Source organism: Zavarzinia sp., assembly GCF_049306435.1.
GTDB lineage: Bacteria > Pseudomonadota > Alphaproteobacteria > Zavarziniales > Zavarziniaceae > Zavarzinia.
In genome coordinates, this window is the sequence record NZ_JBAQRT010000317.1 from 1 (window position 1) to 22917 (window position 22917).

Sequence of the window (22917 nt, forward strand, 5' to 3'; positions counted from 1 at the left end):
GGTCAGGGGCTGACCGGCACGGTCGCGGGCCGCGCCCTGTTCCTCGGCCAGCCGCGCGCGGCGGCAAGCCGGACGCCGGCCCTCGATCCCGCCCAGACGACAGCGCTGGAAGCAGCGGGCAAGACCGTGGCCGTCCTCGTCGAAGGCAGCGTCGCCCTTGGTTTCATCGCCATGCGTGACGAAGCCCGCGCCGATGCCCGCGAAGGCCTGGATAGGCTGAAGGCCATGGGCATCAGCGGCGTCATGCTGACCGGCGACAACCGCCGCACCGCCGACGCCATCGCCGGCCCCCTCGGCATTGCCGCCCATGCCGAATTGATGCCCGAGGACAAGGCCCGCATCGTGCGCGAGCTGGGCGCCAATGGTGCCGGTCCCGTCGGCAAGGTCGGCGACGGCATCAACGACGCCCCGGCCCTTGCCGCCGCCAGCGTCGGCATCGCCATGGGCGGCGGCACCGATGTCGCGCTGGAAGCCGCCGATGCCGCGCTGCTGCACAACCGGGTGGGCGGGGTCGCCGATCTGGTCGCCCTGTCGCGCGCCACCCTGCGCAATGTCCATGTCAATGTGGCGATCGCGCTGGGGGCGAAGGCGATCTTCCTCGTCACCACCATCCTCGGCCTCACCGGCATGTGGATCGCGGTGATGGCGGATACCGGGGCGACCGTGGTGGTAACCCTGAACGCCCTGCGCCTGCTGCGCTTTCGCTTCCCTCAATCCTCGTAGAGTTCGAGGGGAAGGTCGTCCGGGTCGGCGAAGAAGGTGAAACGCTTGCCGGTATATTCGTCGACCCGGATGGGCTCGACCGCGACGCCGGCCGCGGTCAACCGCTCGATCACCGGATCGAGGCTCGGCACCGCGAAGGCGAGATGGCGGAGCCCTTGCGCTTCCGGTCGGCTGGGCCGGGGCGGCGCGTCGGGGAAGGAGAACAGCTCGATCATGGCATGGCTTCCCACGGCGAGATCGCATTTCCACGAGCGCCGCGCCTCGCGCCAGACCTCGCGGATCACCGGCAGGCCCAGCACCTCGGCATAGAAGTGGCGGGAGCGCGGATAATCGCTGCAGATGACGGCGACGTGATGCAGGCGGTCGAGCATGAAGCCCCCTTTTGTTCACCACGGCATCGTATAGGCTCGCCCCCCTGTTGCAATGGCGGGCGAGGTTCCATGTCCTTCGATCTTTCCGGCGGCATCGCCCTCGTCACCGGGGCGGGCCGCGGCCTCGGGCGGGAAATCGCCCTTGCCCTCGGGCGGGCCGGTGCCCTCGTCCTCGTCCATGGCAGGCAGTTCGAGGCGCTGGCCGAGACCGTGGCCGCGATCGAAGCGGCCGGGGGCAAGGCCGCCCCCCTCGCCTTCGATCTGGGCGACGATGCCTCGGTCGACGCCGCTCTCGATGATGCCGCCCGCCGCTTCGGCCCCGTCACCATCCTCGTCAACAACGCGGGCGCGCGGGATCGCCGCCCCCTGGCCGAGCTGGACCGGGGCGCGGTACGGGCGCTTCTCGAAATCGATCTGGTCGCGCCCTTCGACCTGTGCCGGCGGATCGCTGCCGCCATGGCGCCGGGCGGGCGCATCGTCAACGTGACCTCGATCGCGGGGCCGATCGCCCGGGGCGGCGATGCCGCCTATACCGCCGCCAAGGGCGGGCTCGACGCGCTGACCCGCGCGCTCGCCGCCGAACTCGGCCCGCGCGGCATCACGGTGAACGCGGTGGCACCCGGCTATTTCGCGACCGAGGCCAACAGGGCCATGGTCGAGGATGCGGCGGTCGGTGACTGGCTGGCCCGGCGCACCTCGCTCGGCCGCTGGGGCCAGCCGGCCGAGATCGCGGGGGCGGTCGTCTTCCTCGCCTCGCCCGCCGCCTCCTATGTCACCGGGCAGACGCTGGCGGTCGACGGCGGTTACCTGTCCCACTTCTAAATGGCTCGAATGTGCATGGCAGCCATGGCGCATGGGGGGCTTCGATGGCGGCGCCGGCCACGGCATAAGGAAGTCCCGACCCGAAGCCGCCAAGGACATGATGCCAGCAGAGGCGCCTGACCACGCGCGGAAGCCCGGCTTCCGCACCATCGCCCTGATCATCGCCACCGCGATGTTCATGGAGCAGCTGGACATCACCATCCTGGCGACGGCCCTGCCCGCCATGGCGCGGGATTTCGGCACCTCGGCGGCGAACCTCAGCCTCGCCATGACGTCCTATCTGCTGTCGCTGGCGATCTTCATCCCGGCGTCGGGGCGCATGGCCGATCGTTTCGGCGCGCTGACCGTGTTTCGCGTCGCCATCCTGGTCTTCATGGCGGGTTCCGCCCTTTGCTCCCTCGCCGGAAGCCTGTCGGAGATTGTCGCGGCGCGCCTGTTGCAGGGTGTCGGCGGGGCCATGATGATGCCGGTCGGCCGGCTGATCCTGCTGCGCGCGGTCGACAAGCGCCATATGGTCGCCGCCACCGCCTGGCTGCTGGTGCCGGCCCTGATCGGGCCGATCATCGGGCCGCCGCTGGGCGGCTTCATCGTCACCTGGGCGGATTGGCGCTGGATCTTCTATATCAATATCCCGATCGGCCTCGCAGGACTGGTGCTGTCCTCGATCTATTTCGAGAACACCCGGGAGCCGGCGCCGCCCGGCAGCCGCTTCGATGTCTTGGGCATGATCCTGTCGGGCCTCGCCCTCGGCAGCCTGTTCTTCGGCGCGGAACTGGCGAGCCGCGAGGGCGAAGGCCCGATCGCGATCGGCCTCGCCGCCAGCGGCCTCGTCTTCGGCGCCCTTTATCTTCGTCATGCGCGGCGCCACCCCTCGCCCATTCTCGACATCTCCCTGATGCGGATCCCGACCTTCCGCCTGTCGATGATCGCCGGCTCGCTGACCCGGGTAACGCAGGGCGCCCATCCCTTCCTGCTGCCCTTGATGTTCCAGCTCTCCTTCGGGCTGAACCCCGCCCAGTCGGGCTCCCTCGTGCTGGCGACCGCGGTCGGGGCCATGACCATGAAGGCCTTCGCGCCTCGCCTGCTGCGCGCCTATGGTTTTCGCACCTGCCTGATGGTGAACGGCGTGCTGTGCAGCCTGCTGTATGGCATCTGTGCCTTCTTCGACGCGGCCTGGCCCCATGCCGCGATTTTCGCCGTGCTGGTCGCCAGCGGTTTTTCCATGTCGCTGCAGTTCACGGCGCTGAACACCGTCGCCTATGACGAGATCGAGCCGGCGCGGATGAGCGCGGCCACCGGCTTCTACACGACGTTCCAGCAATTGATGCTGTCGGCCGGCGTCTGCATCGCCGCCAGCGTGCTGCATGTCGGCATGGCGCTGGGCGACAGGGACACTCCCGCCCCCGGCGATTTCTCCGCCGCCTTCCTGGTGGTGACCGGCATTTCCCTGCTGTCGGTCCTGTGGAACGGGCGCCTCGCCCCCGACGCCGGCACGGAAATCAGCGGCCACCACCTGCGCGATCGCTGAACGCGAGGCCCCGCTCCACGCGGCGTATCTCCTCCCGAGCCGGGCGATAGTGCCGACGAAAGATGTCGAGCGCCGGGGCCGGATCGCGATCGCCGCAAAGGAAGATATCGAAGGCGAGATACCCAAGCTCGGGCCAGCTGTGGGCGCTGATGTGGGATTCGGCCAGCAGGGCGAAACCGGTCACGCCGGCCCCCTCGCCGAAATCATGCACCTTGATGTCGATCGCCCGGGCACCGCAGGCCTCCGCCGCCGACAGCAACAGGCGGCGCAGGGCATCGGCATCGTCGAGCCCGGGTGCACAGTCCCAGAAGTCGGCCAGGACATGGGTGCCGGGGCGATGATTCAGGCTCGTGGTCATCGCTTCAGCCTTCCCTCATCCCGGCGAGATAGTCCAGCGCCTTCCCGGCCGCCCCGATGCCGGAGACATAGGCTTCCTCGAAGATCGACATGCCGCCGAGATCCGAATGGGCGGCGAAGACCGGCGGCCGCGACAGGAGAGCCCGGCGCCGCGCCTCGCCCCAGATGAAGCCCGGCACCGGCCGGATCATGGCATGACCGAAGACGCGGACATCCACCCGTTCCACCGTGCCCTCGAGTTCGGGATGAATGCGCAGCAATTCCTCGAGGAAGATCGCCTGCCAACCGGCGATATCGCGCGACAAGGCCTCCTGCCGTGCTTCCGCTGGCGGCAGGTGCGACAGCGGCCAGTAATAGGTCAGCACGGTTCGGCCCTCGACCATGCGCAGGTCCTGATGGGTGGCGACGACATAGCCCAGCAGCCTGCTGCCGAAGACCACGTTATCCCAGGCCAGGGCCTGCCCCCTACCCTCCGGCACGCGGCCTAGGGTGATATTGGCGACGGCCCAGGGGGCGTAGGAAAAACCATCGGCATCGAGGCGGGGCAGCAATCTCGCCGCGATGAAGCGGGGCACCGCCAGCACCGCCGTCCTCGCCCTGACCCGGAAACTGGTTCCCTTGATCGTGTCGAGAATATCGATGGCGACACCCCGCGGCCTTTCCTCGATCCGGAAGGCCAGCATCCCGGTCTCGATCCGGGTTTCGCAACCCCTGGCCAGGCGCTGGACCAGCCAGCCGTTGCCCTCGGGCCAGGTCACCGCGGCGTCCGGTCCGGCATTGGCGGCGCGGCCACTGCGCGCGGCGAAATAATGGATACCGGCCCAGGCCGAGGTTGCCTCATGGCTCGTGCCATAATCGTCCCGGCAACAATAATCGACGTGCTGATGCAGACGATCGGCGGTGAAACCTTGGCGGTTCATCCAGTCCTTCATGGTCTCGCGGTCGAGAGCGCGGAAATGCGCATCCGCCGAACTTGCGTCGACCGGAATGGCGAAGGCACGGCGGCCGTCAGCCCCACGCCGTGTCCCGAAATTCTCCATCCGTTCGTGAAAGCGCGCGAATTCGGCCCGCTCCGCCGCGCTGACGCCAAGCAGCGGCACCAGCCCGTCCTGCCAGCGGCCATGGAGAAACAGCCTCTCCTGCGGGGCGGCGGAAATCATGAATTCGTCGTAGATCGGCAGCCCGGCTGCATCGTAACCGGTGATGATGCCCAGGTCCTCGAACAGACGGCGGACTTCGGTGGATTCCTCCGTCGCCAGCGGCACGTAATGCGCCCCCCAGGGGTAGGCGGAAACGTCATTCCGGCCCGAGACGGCATTGCCGCCTGCCTCGCCCTCCAGCTCGAACAGGGTGAAATCGGTGAAGCCGCGCTGCGTCAGGTGCCGGGCCGCGGCGAGGCCGGCGATTCCGCCGCCGATGATGGCGACGCCGGTCGTCCGCTCCGCCGTCACCGGGGGAAAGCCGCCGCCGCGCAAGCGGTGGCCCTGCGCGGCATCGGCACCCAGGATGCGCCCCGGCACGACATAGGGCGCCCGCTCCAGCGTCAGGGCGCCGGCCGCCAGCAGGGCGCCGCCGGCGGCGCCCGCGGCCATCACCTGGCGTCGGGTCGGGGGCTTTCGCGCCATGTCAGTAGACGAGGTAGGACGACCATTCGTCGTCGAAATAATGGATCAGCACCTGGTCGTCGAGGCGCTGGATGCCGGTCTCGACCCGGGCCATATCGGGCGGAAAGCGGAACATTTCCGCCGTGCCGGCGATGGTGAGGAAGCGCAGGCCCGCCGGATATTCCACCGGCGGCAGATAGAAGCCCCTTGTGGCGAGGACATAGCCCCAGTCGCCGAAGGACGGCACATAGGCATGATAGGGCGAGGTGACGAAACCCGCCGCCGCGATCGTGTTGTTCACGCACCAGAAAGACTTCCGGGCAACGAGCGGCGAGGTGCTTTGCACCACGAAGCCGCCCCCCTCGGCCAGGAAGCTATCGAGCAGCCGGTAGAAGCTGAGGGAATAGAGCTTGCCGATCGAAAAATTCGACGGATCCGGCAGGTCGATGACAATGGCATCGAACCGCGGTCCCTTTTGCTCGATCCGGTCCCGCAGCCACAGGAAGGCGTCGGCATTGACGACCGTGACCCGGGGCGAGGCAAAGGCCCCGCCATTCAGCGAAACCAGCATGGGGTTGGTGGAGAACAGCCGCGTCATCGCCGGATCGAGATCGACGAGGGTGATGCTCTCCACCGCCGGGTATTTCAGGATTTCGCGGATCGCGAGGCCATCGCCGCCACCGATGACGAGGACCCGGCGCGGCGCGGCCAGCGACGCCAGCAAGGGATGCACCAGCGCCTCGTGATAGCGATATTCGTCGAGGCTGGAGAATTGCAGATTGCCGTTGAGGTAAAGCCGCAGATCCTCGTTTCGCCGGGTCAGCACGATACGCTGATAGGGCGAGGATTCGGCGAAGATGACCGTCCCCGCATAGCTGCTGGTTTCGGCCAGCGCGGTGATCCGCTCCGCCCCGATGAAGCCGCCGATCAGCAATGCAAGGGAAGCGACGACCGCCCCCATGTGCAGCCGCAGCGCCGGCACATGCCGCCGCACCATGATCAGCACCCAACCCGCGACCAGGACATTCAGCGTCCCGAACAGAAAGGAGGACCGGACGAGACCGAGATAGGGCACGAGCACCAGCGGGAACAGGATCGAGGCGAAGAGCGCGCCGATGTAATCGAAGGTGAAGACGCGGGAGACCAGATCCTTGAATTCCAGCTCGTCCTTCAGGATGCGCAGCAGGATCGGGATCTCGACCCCGACCAGCATCCCGACGAGGCCGACGACGGCATAGAGCAGCACCCGGAACGAGCCCACATGCTCGAACATCAGGAAGAGCACCGCCGCCGAGGCGCCGCCGACGAGACCGACCAGGATCTCGACCCGAACGAAGAAGGCGATCAGGTTCCGCGTGACATAGCGCGACGCCCACGACCCGACACCCATGGCGAACAGGTAACAGCCGATGATGGTCGAGAACTGGGTGACGGAATCGCCCAGCAGATAGCTGGCCAGCGTGCCCGCGATCAACTCGTAGAGGAGGCCGCAGGTCGCGATGACGAAGACGGAAGCAAGCAGAAGCGGCGCCAAGATGATTCCTGCGCCGTCAGCCGTGGATCGACGCGGCGACGATGATGGCGATGCCGAGCGCGATCGCGCCGAGGAAGATGCCCATCGCGACATTCTGCTTCTCGACGAGTTCGCGCCACACGCCCACGCGCGGCGTCAGCAGGTCGAGAAGGAGGAAGCCGGCGGCGAAAATGGCGATGCCGATGGCGGAATAGACGATGGCGCCGACGACATATTTCAGCTGGATGAGATCGAGGATTTCCATGCCCGTTTCCCTATTTGTGCGACAGGCCCGGCGCGGCGCCGGCCCGGACGGTGGTCGTGTTGATACTGCCGAGGGCCAAGCCCGTCGCATTGGCGTAGACGAGACCGGCGATGACCATCGCGCAGAAGGCGATGTAGAGTTTCAGCATCTCCCCCTCCCCTCAGCCATCCGCGTTATCCGCCTGCCGCCGGTGCTCGAAATGAATGCGGAGTATCAGGAGGATCATCGGCCAGGCCATGATCAGGCCGAGGGCGAGAACGAGACTGCCCACCGACATCGCCCCGGTGTCGACCGCGACCCCCAGCGGGACCGACTGGCCACGGTTGAAGGCCCCGGCATCGACGTCGAGCGCCAGGGTATAGGTCCCGGGCGGAACGGCGGAAATCACCCCCGTCGCCTGTCGGCTGCCCTCCGTCCAGTAGCCGTCGTCATAGCCCGAATAGAATTCCATGCCGAGGATAACGGACGAGGTTTCATCCGTCGCCTCGTTGGTCAGGCTGACGCTGGCCTCGACCCAATCGTTGGCGAGCGCGGGCGCTTCCGTGGTGATGGCGACGGCACCCCGGCGCGCGATCTCGAAGGGCGGCGAGACATAGGTCTGGTCGCGCTGCGACGGCGCCCAGTCGAAGGCCTGGCCCAAGGCCCGGGATTCGGGGAACATGCCCCATTGGACGAGGCAGATGGCGAGCGCGCCCGCGCCGGCGATCATCGCGATCCTGACGACATCCTGCAATTGCCGGGTGACGAAAGGCGGCGGCTGATGGGCGCCGACGCCCTTCACGGGCGGCATCACGTCGATCGGGATCGAGAAGGCCACGGCCACGACCTCCCGGGGAACATAGGTTCCCAGCGAATAGCTGATCTCGGCCGCCGAGATTTCGACCGACAGCATCCGGGGCGGCGCGATGTAATCCCGGACGTCGACACTCTCGCCGACGCTGGTGCGCCAGTAGAATTCGCCCTTCACCGCCTGGACGATGGCCCTGCCCGACAGGATCCGTTGAAAAACCGTGCCGTCCAAGGTCAGCACACTGGCGCCCGCCCCGCCTTCCGGCTCGACCTTCAGCAGCCGGGCCAGACTCCAGTGTCCGGCCGACTGGGAGAGGAAACGAAAGCCATGCCAGGGGTTGAACAGAAGATATTCCTCCCAGAAATAGACCCCGGGGCCATCGGACTTCAGGACATAACCGATGACTTCCCATGGGATGCCCTCCAGCGTGCCCCGCGCGCCGATGTCGATCAGCGTTTCGGGCACGGCCTGCGTGGCCTCGCGGATGAGTTTCAGCGACGGGTTGGCGACATCGACGGTCGCGCCGCAGTGAAGGCAGATCGCCTCGATCGAATGACCGGCGGCGCGCAGCGTGATGGTGCCACCGCAGGACGGGCAATCGAACAGCCGGACCGATCCGCTCATGACCAGCCCTCCAGCACCCGGAGGTTACGGGCCTGCAAGGCATCCCAGTCGAGATAGCGGCCGGCGAAGAACCGTGTCGGCCCGCTGCCCAGTTCGATGCAGCCGAATTCGCCCCGGGGGCCGAGGAGATCGACCGACCAGGCCTTCCGTCCCTCGGGTGCGGCAAAGGGCAGTTCCCCCTCGCTGCCGAGGCAGGTGACGGGACGCAGATCGACGATCTTGAGAACACCGCCCGCATACCGGAAGCTTTCACCCAGGGGATTGCGCTGGCCCTTGCCCGCGCCGGCCCGGACATAGGCATCGAGGGCGCGCAGCACTTCCCCGGCGTAATCGTCCCGCGGTAGGGGCTCGTCCCGACTGAAGGCATAGGTTCCCTGCGCTTCCGCCAGCCAGGCATCGCTGCCGTCGTCGGCCAGGGCATACCATTCGCTCCACTGGCCATCGGCCCAGCCGACCTTCAGCCGGCCGACGAGCGTGAAATCGCGCTCGTCCCAGGAACAGATGCTGCCGATCTGAAACGGGCTCATGTCCGGGGCAAGCCCGGCCATCTTGCCGATACGCTCGATCTTGGCATCCCGCCGCACGATCATGGAGCCGCAATAGGCGCAGACGGCATAGACCGAATGGCTGCCGCGAAAGGGCACCTCGGCCCCGCAGGCGGGACAGGGAAAGGATATCATCGATATTACTTGATGCGAGCGAGGAGTTCCGCCTTCTTGGCATCGAATTCCTGCGGACTCAGGATGCCCTTGTCGCGAAGGCCGGCCAGACGCTCCAGCAGCGCGATGGGATCTTCAACCGGCGGCGCCGTGCCGGCGCCAAGGCCCGGCATCATCGCCTGACCGATGGCGAGGCCGGCCGCCATGCCGGCCCCCGCGCCGGCAACGCCGCCCGGGTTGGCGGCCGCCGCCTCTATCGCATCCGCCGCCTGGAATTTGGCGTAGCGGTCGAGGTCGCCCACCATGCGCATGGCCGCGACCTTGTCGAGCCTTGCCTGAAGCGCCTCGGGCAGCGACAGGCTCTGGACGTAGAAGCTGCGCAGGGCGAGGCCGTGATCCGCCAGAGCCGGCCGTACGGCTTCGGCCAGCGTCGCCGACAGGTCCTGCTGGCTGGCCGCCAGATCGAGAAAGGCCACCTCCCCCTTGCCGAGGCGGCTGGCGAGCGCGGTCAGGATCGCCGCCTTCAGCTGGCCTTCGACATCGGCGACAGTCAGCCGCTCGGCGGTGCCCACCAGCTTCCGCCAGAAGATCTCGACATCCTCGACGACGAAACTGTAACTGCCGAAGGCGCGCAGGCGGATGGGACCGAATTCCGGATCGCGCAGGGTGATGGGCTGGGGCGTGCCCCACTTGCGGTCGATCTGCTCGCGCGTGCTGAAGAAATAGACGTCGGACTTGAAGGGAGATTCGAAGCCCTTGTCCCAGTTTTCCAGATAGGTCAGCACCGGCAGTGTATTGGTGGTCAGCGTGTAGGTACCGGGCTGAAAACGGTCGGCGAAACGGCCTTCATCGAAGAACACCGCCGCCTGCGCCTCGCGCACCACCAGTGTCGCTCCGTTCTGGATCTCGCGCCCTTCCATCGGATAGCGGAAGGCGAGCACCCCTGCCCCTTCTTCCATCCACTGGATGACGTCGACGAATTGCTTGGTGATGAAGCTCATCAGGGCCATCCGCCCCTCCCCGGTTGCACGTCAAGGGTGACGCCGGAGGCGAGCCCCTGTCAACCGAAGGTGAACCCGGCACGCGCGAAACGGCGTGCCGGGCCTTTCCTTTCGCGCGATCAGCCGCAGGAATAGATGCCGGACGCCTTCTTGAGGACGGCGTTATAGTCCTTGAAGATGCCGACGACCTTGGCTTTCAGTTCGCTTTCGGCCGCGATTTCGTCCCAGAACTTCAGGGCCGCATCCTCGACCTTGCCCCATTCGGCGGCCGGAACGGTGGTCAGCTCCAGCTTGGTGCCGGTGGCGCGCAGCTTGGCCTCGCCGCCCCAGTACCACTGGTTGCGGTAGGTGTGGCTGGCTTCTACGCAGGACATGTAGAGCTGCTTCAGGTGTTCCGGCAGTTCGGCCCAGCGCTTCTCGTTGGCGAACCAGGAACCGATCCAGGCGCCCGAGATATTGTTGGTGAGGAAATATTTGGTCACATCGGCCCAGCCCACCGTGTAATCCTCGGTGATACCCGACCAGGACATGCCGTCGAGCTCGCCGGTCTGCACCGCGACCTGCACGTCCTCATAGGGGATCGACACCGGCACCACGCCGAACTGGGCGAGGAAGCGGCCCGCCGTCGGGAAGGTGTAGAGCCGCAGACCCTTCAGGTCCTCGAGCGAGCGGATCGGCTTCTTGGTGTTGAAGTTGCAGGGATCCTGGCCGGCCGCCGAAAGCCAGACGACGCCGCCCGCCTTCTTGTAGGCCTCGCGCCAGATATCGGCGAGACCGTATTGGGTGAACAGGGTCGGCACGTCGAGGGCATGTTTGGTGGCGAAAGGGAAGTAACCGCCGAAGACCGAGATCTCGACCGGGGCCGACATCGAGTCGTCGTCGGAATGGACGGCATCGATCGTGCCGCTCTGCAAGGCGCGGAACAGCTCGCCCGTCGGCACCAGCTGATCGGCGTAAAAAAGCTCGATCACCATTTCGCCCTTGGCCGCCTTGTTGAAGGCATCGACCATGGGCTTGGTCACATGCTGGCCCAGAACCGAGCCGGCATAGGTCTGCAGGCGCCACTTGATCGGCTCCTGCGCCTTGACGTAGGGCGCGCCGATCGTGGCGGCGCCGGCGGTGGCGGCCGTGGCGAGGCCGGCCTTCTTCAGGAAATCACGCCTGTTGGTCTTCTTCATCTTGGCCTCCACTGTAAATGCGGTGAAATCAGTCGTTGCCGTAAAAATGATTGGGCAGCCAGGTCGCGATCTCGGGGAATATCCCGATGATGACGAGGGTGAGGATCATCAGCCCGACGAAGGGCACGACCGAACGGTAGATATCGGTCAGCGTGATCTCCGGCGGCGCCATGGAGCGCATCAGGAACAGGTTGTAGCCGAAGGGCGGCGTCAGATAGGCGACCTGACAGGTGATCGTGTAGAGCACGCCGTACCACACCAGGTCGAAGCCGAGCGCGCCAGCCAGCGGAATGAACAGCGGCGCGACGATGACCAGCATCGCCGTGTCGTCGAGAAAGACGCCGAGGATCAGGAAGGTCAGCTGCATCAGGATGAGGATGGTCCAGCGGTCCAGATGCATCTCGCCGACGAACAGATGCTCGATCGACTTGACCGCGCCGAGACCGTCGAACACGGCGCCGAAACACAGCGCGGCCAGCAGGATCCACATGAACATGCAGGACACGCCCAGCGTCTTCCGCGTCGTGTCGTGCAACACCTTCCAGGTCATGCGCCCGCGGACGATCGCCGCGAGGACCGAGGCGGTCGCGCCCACGGCCGAGCTCTCGACCAGGCTGGTGACCCCGGTCAGGAACAGGCCGGTCATCGAGATGAAGATGGCGAGCGGAATGATCCCGCCGCGCAGCAGCGCGATACGGTCGGCCCAGGAATATTGCGCCCGCTCCTCCTTCGACAGCGGCGGACCGAGTTCCGGCTGCAGCAGGTTGCGCACGACGATATAGACGATGAACAGCGCCGCCATGAGGAGGCCGGGAAACACCCCCGCCATCCACAGATGGCCCACCGGCTGGCGTGCGATCATGCCATAGAGCACGAGGACGACGCTGGGCGGCACCAGGATGCCGAGGGTCGATCCGGCCTGGATGACGCCGGTCACCATGATCTTGTCATAGCCGCGGCGCAGCAGCTCGGGCATGGCGATGGTCGCGCCCACGGCCATGCCGGCGACCGAAAGCCCGTTGATCGCCGAAATGATGACCATGAGCAGGATGGTGCCGACGGCGAGACCGCCACGCAAAGGCCCCATCCAGACATGGAACATCTTGTAGAGATCGTCGGCGATGCGCGATTCCGCCAGCATGTAACCCATGAAGACGAAGAGCGGCAGCGTCAGCATCGGATACCACTTCATCAGTTTCATCGCCGAGGTGAAACTGAGTTCGGCCGAGCCGTCGCCCCACAGGAGGAGCGCGGCGGCCGAGCCGACGAAGCCGATGACGGCGAAGACCCGCTGCCCCGTGAGGAGCAGCAGCATCATGCTGGCGAACATCAGAAGGGCGATGAACTCGTAACTCACGACACGGCCTCGCCCCTGATGGTGGCCCAGTCCTTGAACAGGATCGCCACGGCCTGGATCAGCGTCAGCAGGATGCCGATGCACATGACGATCTTCACCGGCGCCACATAGGGCCGCCAGGCGGAGAAACTGCGCTCGCCGGTCTCGATCGCGTAGATCGAACTGGCGATGCCGCCAAACAGCAGCATGCAGAGAAAGAAGATCATCGCGCAGTCGGTGAAGAGGTTCACCTTGGCCTTCCGCTTCACCGTCCAGCCGCCATAGAGCAGGTCCATGCGGACATGCTCGTCATGGCGCAGGGCCCAGGCCCCACCCAGCAAGTAATAGGACACCATCACGAATTGAGCCGTCTCCACGCCCCAGTTGAGAGGCAGGAAAAATACCTTCATGACCGAGGCATAGAGCAAGATGAGAAGAAGAACGAACACGAGATACATCGCGAACAGACCCGAGTAATGACTGATCGAGTCCGCGAAGCGAATATAGGCCCTCATGGCTTTCGGCATGAAATCGCCCCCAATACGCCGACGCTCCGCCGGAAGATTGAAACTGTAGCCGAGGATTCGTCGCCTTGGCCAGCCCGAATTGTGGCAATCATATGGCGCTGAAGCCGTTGTCGACGTAGATATGCGTGCCGCTGATGAAACTCGAATCGTCACAGGCGAGGAACAGCGCGGCCTTGGCCACCTCCTCGGGCTCGCCGATGCGGCCCTGCTGGGCGGCGATCGCGGCTTCCGAGACATCGACGCCGAGGGCCTGCAACTCGGCGACCTCGCGAAGGCCATGAGGGGTGCGGATGAAGCCGGGGCAGACCGCGTTGCAGCGGATATTGCGATCGCGGAACTCGACCGCGATCGCCCGGGCGAACATGTGACAGGCGCCCTTCGTCGTGTCGTAAAGCACTTCCATCGGCGTGCCGAGCACGGCCGAGATCGAGGAGGTACAGACGATCGAGCCGCCGCCGGCCGCGATCATGCCCGGCAGGACCGCCCGGGTCATCAGGAACATCGAGCGCACGTTGACCGCATGCAGCCATTCCCAATCGGCCAGGGTCGTTTCGAGGAAGGGCTTGATGACGATCGAGCCAGCGTGATTGAACAGGACGGTGACCGGGCCGAAATGCGCCGTGGCGGCCGCGACCGCCGCGTTTACCTGCGCCTCGTCCGAGACATCGGCGACGAAGACCGCCGCCTCGCCGCCGGCGGCGCGGATCCGGCCGGCGGTTTCCTCGGCGGCACTTTCATTGCGGTCGATGATGGCGATCTTCGCCCCTTCGGCGGCGAAGAGTTCCGAGGCGGCACCGCCCATCCCCGTCGCCCCGCCTGAAATAATCGCGACCTTGCCCGCCAGACGCCCCGCCATGACCGATACTCCACACGATGGCCCGCGGCATTTGTTTCAGCCGCAATTAAGTTTCCTGACGATGGATGGTCGATGGCGCCCCCGCGTTGCGTATATATCCCCAAAGGGATAGGGTTTTGCCCGGGATCGTTAACGGTGGGGGCTGCGTGGCAACAGGGGAACTCGGCCGCTGGCATGAGCATACGCCGGGCCTTGTCGCCCGCATCGGCCAGGCCGGCTTCGCCCCCGGCCTCGACGAGGCGCTGTGCCGGCTCGTGTCCTTCGACCTGTCCTGCGCCTTCGCCTATCCGGGGGAGAATTCGCCCCTGCTCCTGCACGACGGGCTGCGCCGGGTTTCGCCGCCGGACATCATGGCCAGTTATCTCGGCGGCACCTATCTCCTCGACGCGGTCTATGCCGCCTGCCGCCGCGGGATCGCAGAAGGTCTCTATCGCCTGGGCGAGCTCGCGCCCGACGATTTCTTTTCCGGCGATTATTTCAACTCGCCCCTCGTCCACCCGTGCATCTCGATGGAGACGGGGGCGCTCGCCGAGGAAATTGTCTTCATCGCGGCCCTGTCGCCGACGACCCGCATCGCCTATTCGCTGATGCGCCAGAACGGCCATGCGGCCTTTTCGGACGCGGAGTTCGAGCTGCTGCGCCAGGCGGCGCCCCTTGTCACCGCGCTGATCGCGCGGCACTGGCGCCCGGCCGTCGACCTGGCCGGCCCGGGCGACGACGGCCCGCTGGAGCGTGCCTTTCGCAACTTCATGCCGGGCCTTCTCACCGCGCGGGAGCAGGAGGTGGTCAGCCTCGTGCTGCGCGGCCATTCCAGCCTGTCGATCGGCCGCAATCTCAAGATCGCGGAAGGCACGGTGAAGATCCACCGCAAGAACATCCACGCCAAACTGGGCATTTCCAGCCAGACGGAATTGTTCAACCGCTTCATCGCCCACCTGCTGGGCGAGCGGCTGTAACCGTCAGCGCCGACCGGTACGGGGAGGCGGAGGCTTCTGGATCTGGGGTTTCGCCAACTGCGCCTTCGGGGGTTGCGCCTTCGGGGGTTGCGCCACGATCGGCGCCGGGGCCTTGTCCGGCGCGGCATCGGCTATTTCCGCGAGGCGCAGCGCCAGGTGGAAGGCGCCCTTCAGGCGCTTGTCGAGGTCCGACCAGTCCTGCAGCCAGACCAGCTTCTGATCGGGGCGCAGCTTGATCGTTCCCGCCGATTTCGACAGCCACTGCACGAGGCCGGCCGGATTGGCGAAGGCCTGATTGCGGAAGGTGACGGTGCCGCCCTTCGGCCCCGCGTCCAGCTTCTCGATGCCGGCGCGCTTGGCCATCGCCTTCATCTCGACGATGGAGAGGAGGTTCTTCACCTCGTCCGGCAGCGGGCCGAAACGGTCGATCAGCTCGGCCGCGAAACCGTCGATCTCGCCCCTGCTCTCGAGGCGCGAGATGCGGCGATAGAGGGTCATGCGCAGGTCCAGGTCGGCGACGTAACCTTCCGGGATCAGGACCGAGGCGCCGACATTGATCTGCGGCGACCATTCGCCGTCGTCCGCCTCGTCCTTGCCGCCGCCGGCGAGGCGGGCATTGGCGATCGCCTCCTCCAGCATCTCCTGATAGAGCTCGAAGCCGACCTCGCGGATGTGACCCGACTGTTCCTCGCCCAGCATGTTGCCGGCGCCGCGAATGTCGAGATCGTGGCTGGCGAGGGTGAAGCCCGCGCCCAGTTCCTCCAGCGACTGAAGGACTTCCAGCCGCCGCTCCGCCGTCGAGGAGAGTTTCATGCGGGGCGGCGTCGTGAGGTAAGCGAAGGCACGGTTCTTGGAGCGGCCGATGCGGCCCCGGATCTGATAGAGCTGGGCGAGGCCGAACATGTCGGCCCGATGCACGATCAGCGTGTTCGCGGTCGGAATGTCGAGGCCGGATTCGACGATGGTGGTCGCCAGCAGCACGTCGAACTTGCCGTCGTAGAAGGCGTTCATCACATCGTCGAGCTCGCCCGCCGCCATCTGGCCGTTGGCCTTGACGAATTTCACCTCGGGCACATGCTCCCGCAGGAATTCGGCGGCATCGTCGAGATCGGCGATGCGCGGCACGACATAGAAGCTCTGCCCGCCGCGATAATGCTCGCGCAGCAGGGCTTCGCGGATCACCACGGGATCGAAGGGCATGACGAAGGTGCGGATCGCCAGGCGATCCACCGGCGGCGTCGCGATGATCGACAGCTCGCGCACGCCCGACATGGCGAGCTGCAGCGTGCGCGGAATGGGCGTCGCCGTCAGGGTGAGGACATGGACATCGGCGCGCAGCTGCTTCAGCCGCTCCTTGTGGTTCACACCGAAATGCTGTTCCTCGTCGATGACGAGAAGGCCGAGATCCTTGAAGGCGATGGTCTTGCCGAGCAGCGCATGGGTGCCGATGACGATATCGACATCGCCACTGGCGAGGCCCTTCCGCGTCTCGGCCGCTTCCTTCGCCGTGACGAGGCGGGAGAGCTGGCCGATCCGCACCGGAAGCCCGGCAAAGCGCTTGGAGAAGGTCGCGAAATGCTGGCGGCACAGCAGGGTCGTCGGCGCCACCACCGCGACCTGCTTGCCCGACAGGGCGCCGATGAAGGCGGCGCGGAGGGCCACCTCGGTCTTGCCGAAGCCGACATCGCCGCAGACCAGCCGGTCCATCGGCTTGCCCGAGGTCATGTCGGCCATCACGTCGGCGATGGCCTTCAACTGGTCTTCCGTCTCCTCGTAGGGGAAACGGGTACAGAATTCCTGATAGAGCCCGTCCGAGACATCGAGCCGCGCCGCCGTCTTCAGGGCGCGCTTGGCCGCGATATCGATCAGATGGGTGGCGATCTCGCGAATGCGCCGCTTCAGCTTGGCCTTGCGCGCCTGCCAGGCGCCACCGCCCAGCTTGTCGAGCTGGACCTCCCCCTCGCCCGAGCCATAGCGGGTGAGCAGTTCGATATTCTCGACCGGCAGGAACAGCTTGTCGCCGCCGTCATAGGTCAGGTGCAGGCAATCGTGCGGCGCGCCCGTCACCTCGATGGTCTTCAGGCCCTCGAAGCGGCCGATGCCGTGATCGACATGGACGACATAGTCGCCGATCGACAGGGTGGTGGCGTCGGTCAGGAAATTGTCGGCCTTGCGCGCCCGGCGCGAGGCGCGGATCAGCCGGTCGCCCAGCAGGTCCTGTTCCGAGACGACGGCCATCTCCGCCGTCTCGAAACCGTGATCGACATTGAGGATGCAGAGGGCGACGCAATTGCGCGGCAGGTCGCCGATCGCCTTCGCGTTGTCCACGGCCATGATGGGCTCGATGCCATGATCGCGCAGCACCATCATCAGCCGGTCGCGCGAGCCGGTCGAGGCGGCGGCGACCACCGGCCGCTTGCCCGCCTGGACGGTGGCGGCGAGATGGCCGGCCAGCGCCTGATAGGGGCTGCCGCCCTGGGCCCGCTCCGGTGCGAAGTCGCGGCCCGGCTTGCCCTTCAGGTCGATGGCCGCCTTGGCCGAGGTGAAGGGCTCGAATATCCGCACCCGGCGCCGGTCCAGCGCCTTTTCCAGCGTATCGCCGGTCAGATACAGAAGCCCGGGCGGCGGCGGCTTGTAGACCGTGCCCTGCACCACCATCGTCTTCTGGCTGCGGGCGGCCACGCGGGCGGCATGATAATCGGTGACGAGGGCGAGGCGCGCCTCGATCGCGGCGTCGAGCTGGGCATCCTCGGTCACCAGGGCGCCGGGGCAATAGTCGAGGATCGAATCCAGCCGCTCGTGGAACAGCGCCAGCCAATGCTCGACCCCGGCATGGCGCCTTCCGGCCGAAACCGCCTCATAGAGCGGGTCTTCCTCGGTCACCGCGCCGAACAGCTCGACATAGGCCTGGCGGAAATGGCGGATCGCCTCCTGATCGAAGGGCACTTCCGAGGCCGGCACCAGGGCGATTTCCCCGGCGGTGCCGGTGGTGCGCTGGCTCGCGGGATCGAAACGGCGGATGCTCTCGATGGTGTCGCCGAAGAAATCGAGGCGGTAACCTTCCTCCGCCCCCGGCGGCAGGATATCGACGATCCCGCCGCGCACGGCGAATTCGCCCGGCTCGCCCGCCGTGCCGACCTTCACATAGCCGATGCGGGTCAGATGCCCGGCCAGTTCGCTGATGGCGAGATCCTCGCCCACCCTGGCCCGCAGGCTCTGCGCCGCGATGGCGGCCCGGGGCGGCAGGCGCTGCAACGCCGCCTCGATGGAGACGAGGATGACGCGCCCGCCCGCCGCCTTCTTCGGCACCGCCAGCCGGCTCAGCACATCCATGCGCCGGGCAGTGATTTCCGCACCCGGAGAGACCCGGTCATAGGGCAGGCAATCCCAGGCCGGCAGCACCAGCACCTCGAGATCGGGCGCGAAGAACTGAAGCGCGGCGACGAGGCCCTGCAGCCGCGATTCCTCGCGCGCGATATGCAGCACGTCGCACTGCCGCGCCATTTCGGCGATGACGAGCGCATCCACCCCCTCCGGCCCATTGGCAAGGGTCAGGCGCGGCCGGTCGTCGAGCAGGGAAGCGAGGGGGAACATGGGCGAAACAGGGTTCAGGAGTGAACGTCGAAAGCCAGCAGCATATCCATGACCGGCCCCTGCATCCGCTCGGGCACCGGCGCGGTGCCGGTCACCCAGGCGTAGATATCCGGGTCCTCTTCCTCGAGCAGCGCCTCGTAAGCCGCGATTTCCGCAACGCCGAAGCCTCCGACATGGGCATCGGCGAAGCGCCCGAGGATGATGTCGGTCTCCTTGGTGCCACGATGCCACGACCGGAACCGCGCCCGCCGCCGCCTGATATCGAGTCCGTCATCCTGCATGGCCGGAAGATATAGGGCGCCCGGCGCCCGCTGTCACGCGGGAGGTTGGGTGGGGATGCGCGCGGCCCACCTTCCCTCGCCGGCCCGTTCATGGCAAACTTTGCCATATGCCCGCCGCAAGGCGCGAATGGGAGGATGCCCCACATGGCAACGATGAATGTTTCCCTGCCGGACGCGCTGAAGGCCTGGGTCGAGCGCCAGGCGGAAAGCGGCCTCTACAGCAATGCGAGCGACTATGTCCGCGACCTGATCCGCAAGGACCAGGAACGGAAAACCGCCGTGGCAACCCTGCAAGCCGCCATCACCGAGGGCGTCGAAAGCGGGGAGCCCCGCCCCCTCGACGCCGCCGACTTCAAGCGGCGTATGCGGGCAGGCCATGGCGCCGGTTAAGCCTCCGGCCTACCGCCTTTCCCCTGGTGCCCTGGCCGATCTCGAGGACATCTGGCGCTACACGGCGGCGACATGGTCGATCGAACAGGCGGACCGCTACATCGACGACCTGACCCGCGCCTTCGAGGCTATCGCCCGGATGCCGACCCTGGCCCGCGAGCGCGGCGAATTCACCCCGCCCGTCCGCATCCACGTCCATCAAAGCCATCTGATCGTCTACACGATCGCCGACACTCACATCGCCATCCTGCGCCTGCTGGGCGGCCGACAGGACTGGCTCTCGATCCTCAAGGCGGCGGACTCGTAGTGATGAGGACGGGGTTCGCGGAATGGGGATTGCCCTTTCTCGAGGGCGCCAGTGATGGTGCCGATCTATTGGGCGCACAATGTCAGCGAGCGCGCTCGAAACCTGCCTCTGGCCGGGCCGCATGCAGCACAGCGCTTCAGAAATCATCGCAGGATCCATATAGAGTCCACGAACTCCCTGAATTCCAAGCATACGGCACAGCGCTATAGAAACTTCAGAAAATTCAATAAGGTCTTCCAGAATTCTCTGTATAGAGCTTTGGAATTCTCTGAGCCCTCAAGACCACCAACTGAATTCTTTATAAAAACAAGTGGGTTTTTAAAAATAACGCGGTGAGCATTCACGGGTTTTTTCTGCCAGGCCAAGCATCAATGATTTCCGGAAGATCTCTGAGCAGCGGCACAATACGATTAGCATAGATAGGCATTCCACGCTTGATTAATGCCGAAAATCGTCGATCACCACGCCATAGGTCTACATGCGGCATATATAATGCATGAATAAGATCTCCACCAAAACTATCCTCGATCTTTGATAAACCACCGCTCAACCCAATTATTTGATTTATATATTGATAAATCACAGAAGAAATTACGATACTCGAAGGTATTAGAGACATAAGGTTTCCATTTTCCTTGAAATTCATGAAAATTTTTTCATCAAGATGAAATTCTTTAGCATCACTTCTCGCTATTTCAATCGCTACCCTAGGACCAATTTTCAATGACTGCTCTTTTATCATATTTTCTATATAGACACGATGATCGTCTATTCCGATATACGGACCAACACCATTCCGAAAATCACGAAGAATTTCCTGAATCTTCTTTCCAAATCCGCTTATCCACTCAGGGAGAGAGTTATCTTTTGAAATTTTTTCAAAATAAACCTCAACAAAATTTTTTGGTTCAACGATACTAGAGAAAAAAATACGACTAGCTTGCTCCGATCCAATCTTCCCCTTCATAAGATCCATGAGAAATTTTTTAAAATTTATATTTTTGATACCATATTTTTCTTCGATATCTTCAATTAAAGATGACGGTATAGACCGAAAATCTAGTTTCATTGCCGCACTTTTTGCTCGCCGTCTTAGAGATCTAGACGGCAGATTTAACAAAGATACTTCTTTATCTACCATAGATTCGAAATCATCCTTTAATTTTTCAAAAACTTCTGAAATATTCGGATACCAATATCTATCTTCAGATAGAAAATTAAAACTTTTATCCCCCTCTAATAACCCAAATTTTTGAGCAATAACTGAAAATTCAGCTGCAACGAGACGAGATGGATAGGGGAGCGCCCACCTTCCGCAAAGTCGCTCTGCCGCTTCAGCCTTCTTGAGCGTTGTTTCTCGAAAATCTCTATCATATTGAAATATTTCTCCCAAAATCGGCATTGTTAGAACAAATATTGCAGCACCATTGTTTTTTCTTTTTTCTAATTCAATGAATATTTTTTCTGTATCTCCATCAGATTTTCCTCGAAGGACATCCCCAAATCGGGAAATATCCTGAGAGTCAAGGTAAACAATTGGCGTATTTCTCATTGCACCCTCAATGCTCGCCGCTAAGATTCTGACGCAGACAGAACACCCTTTATATTGAGGAGCATAATTCTTATTTTAATCAATACCTTTCCCGCTCCCCTCACCCCTCCGGTAAAAACGCCGACTCAAGTATAGCCTCCGCACCCCAAGGACAAGCCTCCGGGAAGGTCGCCTCCGGCAGTCCGGTTTCCGCGCCCGCCTCGATGACCGCCGTGCCGTAGGCGCGGGTGACGGCTTCATACAGCAGGGCTTTCAGGCTGGGATTGTCGGCGAGGTGATCGGCGAGGGCGCGGCGCTGGAGGCGGATCGTCGCCTGCCACGAGGCGGAGCGATGCAGCGGCTGGTGACGCCATTTCAGGAGATGGGCGAGGAGGACGGCGAGGCGGCTGACGAGTTCGCGTTCTCGCTGCGCCCCATGCTCTCGATCTCCTCGGCGATATTCGCGATGTCGGCCTTGTCCAGCTTGCCGGCGCGCAGCAAGGCCGCCTGCTCGTTGGCCCAGGCGTAGAAATCACGGTCGTAGAGGCTGCGGTTGGTAACGGCCATGAGGGCATATCTCCTCATCCACCGCGACACTATGGGACCAACCGAAGTCCCCGGCAAGGTGCCCCGCCCGCGCCCCCCGCTTGAGCGTAAGGCCAAAACCCGATAACCATCGGCCATGCGTCCCGCCGCCCTCTTCCCCCTGTTCGCGCCTTTGACGACCCTGCCCGGGGTCGGGCCGAAGCTGGCCAAGCCCGTCGCCAAGGCGGTGGGCGGGGAGCGGGTGATCGATGTGCTGTTCCATCTGCCCTTCGCCCTCGTCGACCGGCAATTGCGCCCCTCAATCGCCGAGGCGCCGCTGAACGAGGTGGCGACGCTGACGGTGACGGTCGAAAGCCACCGGCCCGGCCGGGGCGCGCGGGCGCCTTACCGCGTCGTGGTGACCGACGGCACCACCGAACTGCACCTCGTCTATTTCAAGGCCGAGGGGGACTGGCTGTCGCGCCTGCTGCCCATCGGCGCGACGCGGGTGATCTCGGGCCGGATCGAGGCTTACGAGGGCCAGTTGCAGATGCCCCACCCCGATCATGTCGTCGCCCCCGAAGACGCTGGGAAAATTCCGCCCCTGGAGCCGATCTATCCGCTGTCCGCCGGGGTCGGCGCGCGGGTGATGGCGAAAATCGTGCAGGGCGCGCTGGCACGGGCGCCCGACGACCTGCCGGAATGGCAGGACCGCCACCTGCTGGCGCGGGAAGGCTGGGCGCCCTGGCGCAGCGCCTTCGAGACCCTGCATCACCCGAAAACGGCCGAGGATGTCTCGCCCGACGGCGCCGCGCGCCAGCGCCTCGCCTATGACGAATTGCTGGCCAATCAGCTGGCGCTGTCGCTGGTGCGGCGGCAGTTGCGGCGCCAGCGCGGCCGGCCGGTGATCGGCACCGGCGCGGTGCAGGAGAAGCTGCGCGCCGCCCTTCCCTATCGCCTCACCGCCGGGCAGGAGACGGCCATCGCCGAGATCGCCGGCGACCTGGCGGCGCCTTTACGGATGCTGCGCCTGCTGCAGGGCGATGTCGGCGCCGGCAAGACGGTGGTCGCGCTTTTCGCCATGGCGATCGCGGTCGAGGCCGGGCGTCAGGCCTGCCTGATGGCGCCGACCGAACTCCTCGCCCGGCAGCATGGCAAGAGCCTGGCGCCCCTCTGCGC

23 protein-coding genes and 1 pseudogene are annotated in these 22917 nt (G+C 64.8%); 7 read left to right on the forward strand and 17 right to left on the reverse strand.

What is annotated here, in order from left to right; genetic code table 11:
- Positions 1-723: HAD-IC family P-type ATPase (locus tag WAZ62_RS17650; protein ID WP_422644852.1), on the forward strand; the 723-nt coding region annotated here is incomplete at its 5' end.
- Here the strand turns inward: WAZ62_RS17650 and WAZ62_RS17655 are convergent.
- On the reverse strand, positions 711-1094 hold the full coding sequence (locus tag WAZ62_RS17655; RefSeq protein ID WP_422644853.1) for a VOC family protein: 384 nt from the start codon (positions 1092-1094) through the stop codon (positions 711-713). The two genes, WAZ62_RS17650 and WAZ62_RS17655, sit on opposite strands and share 13 nt — an antisense overlap.
- Before the next feature lie 69 nt (positions 1095-1163).
- Between WAZ62_RS17655 and WAZ62_RS17660 the strand changes: the two genes are divergently transcribed.
- Positions 1164-1916: an SDR family oxidoreductase gene (locus WAZ62_RS17660; RefSeq protein ID WP_422644854.1), complete on the forward strand. Its 753-nt coding sequence runs from the start codon at positions 1164-1166 to the stop codon at positions 1914-1916.
- A gap of 31 nt (positions 1917-1947) precedes the next feature.
- On the forward strand, positions 1948-3444 hold the full coding sequence (locus WAZ62_RS17665; RefSeq protein ID WP_422644855.1) for an MDR family MFS transporter: 1497 nt from the start codon (positions 1948-1950) through the stop codon (positions 3442-3444).
- Here WAZ62_RS17665 and speD read toward each other — a convergent pair.
- The 12 genes from speD to WAZ62_RS17725 form a co-directional block, all read right to left on the reverse strand.
- Positions 3416-3802, reverse strand: coding sequence for an adenosylmethionine decarboxylase (gene speD / locus WAZ62_RS17670; protein WP_422644856.1), 387 nt, complete (start codon positions 3800-3802; stop codon positions 3416-3418). The genes WAZ62_RS17665 and speD overlap by 29 nt on opposite strands.
- A gap of 4 nt (positions 3803-3806) precedes the next feature.
- Entirely contained in the window at positions 3807-5393 is a 1587-nt protein-coding gene (locus WAZ62_RS17675; RefSeq protein WP_422644857.1) for an FAD-dependent oxidoreductase, read from the reverse strand.
- A 34-nt stretch (positions 5394-5427) separates the two neighbouring features.
- Positions 5428-6939 carry a polyamine aminopropyltransferase gene (locus tag WAZ62_RS17680; RefSeq protein WP_422644858.1) on the reverse strand — a complete coding sequence of 504 codons (1512 nt, stop codon included), beginning with the start codon at positions 6937-6939 and terminating at the stop codon, positions 5428-5430.
- Between the two features lie 16 nt (positions 6940-6955).
- Positions 6956-7183, reverse strand: a complete 228-nt coding sequence (locus WAZ62_RS17685) for a DUF350 domain-containing protein (RefSeq protein WP_422644859.1) — start codon at positions 7181-7183, stop codon at positions 6956-6958.
- A gap of 10 nt (positions 7184-7193) precedes the next feature.
- The gene (locus WAZ62_RS17690) at positions 7194-7331 is read right to left on the reverse strand and encodes a hypothetical protein (RefSeq protein WP_422644860.1); all 138 of its coding nucleotides are present in this window, start codon (positions 7329-7331) and stop codon (positions 7194-7196) included.
- Between the two features lie 12 nt (positions 7332-7343).
- Positions 7344-8597, reverse strand: a complete 1254-nt coding sequence (locus WAZ62_RS17695) for a DUF4178 domain-containing protein (protein WP_422644861.1) — start codon at positions 8595-8597, stop codon at positions 7344-7346.
- On the reverse strand, positions 8594-9277 hold the full coding sequence (locus WAZ62_RS17700; protein ID WP_422644862.1) for a DUF4178 domain-containing protein: 684 nt from the start codon (positions 9275-9277) through the stop codon (positions 8594-8596). The genes WAZ62_RS17695 and WAZ62_RS17700 overlap by 4 nt, the downstream gene beginning before the upstream one ends.
- A 5-nt stretch (positions 9278-9282) precedes the next feature.
- Positions 9283-10266 carry an SPFH domain-containing protein gene (locus WAZ62_RS17705; RefSeq protein WP_422644863.1) on the reverse strand — a complete coding sequence of 328 codons (984 nt, stop codon included), beginning with the start codon at positions 10264-10266 and terminating at the stop codon, positions 9283-9285.
- A 110-nt stretch (positions 10267-10376) separates the two neighbouring features.
- Complete coding sequence (locus tag WAZ62_RS17710) at positions 10377-11435, reverse strand: TRAP transporter substrate-binding protein (RefSeq protein WP_422644864.1); 1059 nt, start codon at positions 11433-11435, stop codon at positions 10377-10379.
- A gap of 28 nt (positions 11436-11463) precedes the next feature.
- Entirely contained in the window at positions 11464-12792 is a 1329-nt protein-coding gene (locus tag WAZ62_RS17715; protein ID WP_422644865.1) for a TRAP transporter large permease, read from the reverse strand.
- Complete coding sequence (locus tag WAZ62_RS17720; protein ID WP_422644866.1) at positions 12789-13298, reverse strand: TRAP transporter small permease subunit; 510 nt, start codon at positions 13296-13298, stop codon at positions 12789-12791. Before WAZ62_RS17720 ends, WAZ62_RS17715 begins: the two co-directional genes overlap by 4 nt.
- 88 nt (positions 13299-13386) lie before the next feature.
- Entirely contained in the window at positions 13387-14154 is a 768-nt protein-coding gene (locus tag WAZ62_RS17725) for an SDR family NAD(P)-dependent oxidoreductase (protein WP_422644867.1), read from the reverse strand.
- 146 nt (positions 14155-14300) lie between these two features.
- Between WAZ62_RS17725 and WAZ62_RS17730 the strand changes: the two genes are divergently transcribed.
- Positions 14301-15110, forward strand: a complete 810-nt coding sequence (locus tag WAZ62_RS17730; RefSeq protein WP_422644868.1) for a response regulator transcription factor — start codon at positions 14301-14303, stop codon at positions 15108-15110.
- Positions 15111-15113: 3 nt separating this feature from the next.
- Here the strand turns inward: WAZ62_RS17730 and mfd are convergent, their stop codons facing one another.
- Positions 15114-18704 carry a transcription-repair coupling factor gene (mfd, locus tag WAZ62_RS17735; RefSeq protein WP_422644869.1) on the reverse strand — a complete coding sequence of 1197 codons (3591 nt, stop codon included), beginning with the start codon at positions 18702-18704 and terminating at the stop codon, positions 15114-15116.
- Between the two features lie 14 nt (positions 18705-18718).
- Positions 18719-18985: a succinate dehydrogenase assembly factor 2 gene (locus WAZ62_RS17740; RefSeq protein WP_422644870.1), complete on the reverse strand. Its 267-nt coding sequence runs from the start codon at positions 18983-18985 to the stop codon at positions 18719-18721.
- A 144-nt stretch (positions 18986-19129) separates the two neighbouring features.
- Here WAZ62_RS17740 and WAZ62_RS17745 point away from each other — a divergent pair, with 144 nt between their 5' ends.
- Positions 19130-19375: a type II toxin-antitoxin system ParD family antitoxin gene (locus WAZ62_RS17745; RefSeq protein WP_422644871.1), complete on the forward strand. Its 246-nt coding sequence runs from the start codon at positions 19130-19132 to the stop codon at positions 19373-19375.
- The gene (locus WAZ62_RS17750) at positions 19362-19682 is read left to right on the forward strand and encodes a type II toxin-antitoxin system RelE/ParE family toxin (protein ID WP_422644872.1); all 321 of its coding nucleotides are present in this window, start codon (positions 19362-19364) and stop codon (positions 19680-19682) included. Before WAZ62_RS17745 ends, WAZ62_RS17750 begins: the two co-directional genes overlap by 14 nt.
- Before the next feature lie 340 nt (positions 19683-20022).
- Here the strand turns inward: WAZ62_RS17750 and WAZ62_RS17755 are convergent, their stop codons facing one another.
- Both WAZ62_RS17755 and WAZ62_RS17760 read right to left on the reverse strand, forming a co-directional pair.
- On the reverse strand, positions 20023-21234 hold the full coding sequence (locus tag WAZ62_RS17755; protein ID WP_422644873.1) for a hypothetical protein: 1212 nt from the start codon (positions 21232-21234) through the stop codon (positions 20023-20025).
- Positions 21235-21334: 100 nt separating this feature from the next.
- Positions 21335-21897, reverse strand: a pseudogene (locus WAZ62_RS17760) (DUF29 domain-containing protein).
- On the opposite strand from WAZ62_RS17760, the gene WAZ62_RS17765 reads away from it, so the two are divergent.
- Positions 21896-22917, forward strand: a 1022-nt coding sequence (locus WAZ62_RS17765) for a DEAD/DEAH box helicase (RefSeq protein WP_422644874.1), incomplete at its 3' end; no start/stop codon positions are given. The pseudogene WAZ62_RS17760 and the gene WAZ62_RS17765 sit on opposite strands and share 2 nt — an antisense overlap.

Bases quoted from the DNA above. Each gene is read 5' to 3' on its own strand.
- WAZ62_RS17740 (WP_422644870.1), bottom strand. From the start codon at position 18,985: ATGCAGGATGACGGACTCGATATCAGGCGGCGGCGGGCGCGGTTCCGG.
- mfd (WP_422644869.1), bottom strand. From the start codon at position 18,704: ATGTTCCCCCTCGCTTCCCTGCTCGACGACCGGCCGCGCCTGACCCTT.
- WAZ62_RS17750 (WP_422644872.1), top strand. From the start codon at position 19,362: ATGGCGCCGGTTAAGCCTCCGGCCTACCGCCTTTCCCCTGGTGCCCTG.
- WAZ62_RS17700 (WP_422644862.1), bottom strand. From the start codon at position 9,277: ATGATATCCTTTCCCTGTCCCGCCTGCGGGGCCGAGGTGCCCTTTCGC.
- speD (WP_422644856.1), bottom strand. From the start codon at position 3,802: ATGACCACGAGCCTGAATCATCGCCCCGGCACCCATGTCCTGGCCGAC.
- WAZ62_RS17745 (WP_422644871.1), top strand. From the start codon at position 19,130: ATGGCAACGATGAATGTTTCCCTGCCGGACGCGCTGAAGGCCTGGGTC.
- WAZ62_RS17660 (WP_422644854.1), top strand. From the start codon at position 1,164: ATGTCCTTCGATCTTTCCGGCGGCATCGCCCTCGTCACCGGGGCGGGC.
- WAZ62_RS17705 (WP_422644863.1), bottom strand. From the start codon at position 10,266: ATGGCCCTGATGAGCTTCATCACCAAGCAATTCGTCGACGTCATCCAG.
- WAZ62_RS17685 (WP_422644859.1), bottom strand. From the start codon at position 7,183: ATGGAAATCCTCGATCTCATCCAGCTGAAATATGTCGTCGGCGCCATC.
- WAZ62_RS17725 (WP_422644867.1), bottom strand. From the start codon at position 14,154: ATGGCGGGGCGTCTGGCGGGCAAGGTCGCGATTATTTCAGGCGGGGCG.
- WAZ62_RS17690 (WP_422644860.1), bottom strand. From the start codon at position 7,331: ATGCTGAAACTCTACATCGCCTTCTGCGCGATGGTCATCGCCGGTCTC.
- WAZ62_RS17655 (WP_422644853.1), bottom strand. From the start codon at position 1,094: ATGCTCGACCGCCTGCATCACGTCGCCGTCATCTGCAGCGATTATCCG.
- WAZ62_RS17675 (WP_422644857.1), bottom strand. From the start codon at position 5,393: ATGGCCGCGGGCGCCGCCGGCGGCGCCCTGCTGGCGGCCGGCGCCCTG.
- WAZ62_RS17710 (WP_422644864.1), bottom strand. From the start codon at position 11,435: ATGAAGAAGACCAACAGGCGTGATTTCCTGAAGAAGGCCGGCCTCGCC.
- WAZ62_RS17720 (WP_422644866.1), bottom strand. From the start codon at position 13,298: ATGCCGAAAGCCATGAGGGCCTATATTCGCTTCGCGGACTCGATCAGT.
- WAZ62_RS17755 (WP_422644873.1), bottom strand. From the start codon at position 21,234: ATGAGAAATACGCCAATTGTTTACCTTGACTCTCAGGATATTTCCCGA.
- WAZ62_RS17695 (WP_422644861.1), bottom strand. From the start codon at position 8,597: ATGAGCGGATCGGTCCGGCTGTTCGATTGCCCGTCCTGCGGTGGCACC.
- WAZ62_RS17665 (WP_422644855.1), top strand. From the start codon at position 1,948: ATGGGGGGCTTCGATGGCGGCGCCGGCCACGGCATAAGGAAGTCCCGA.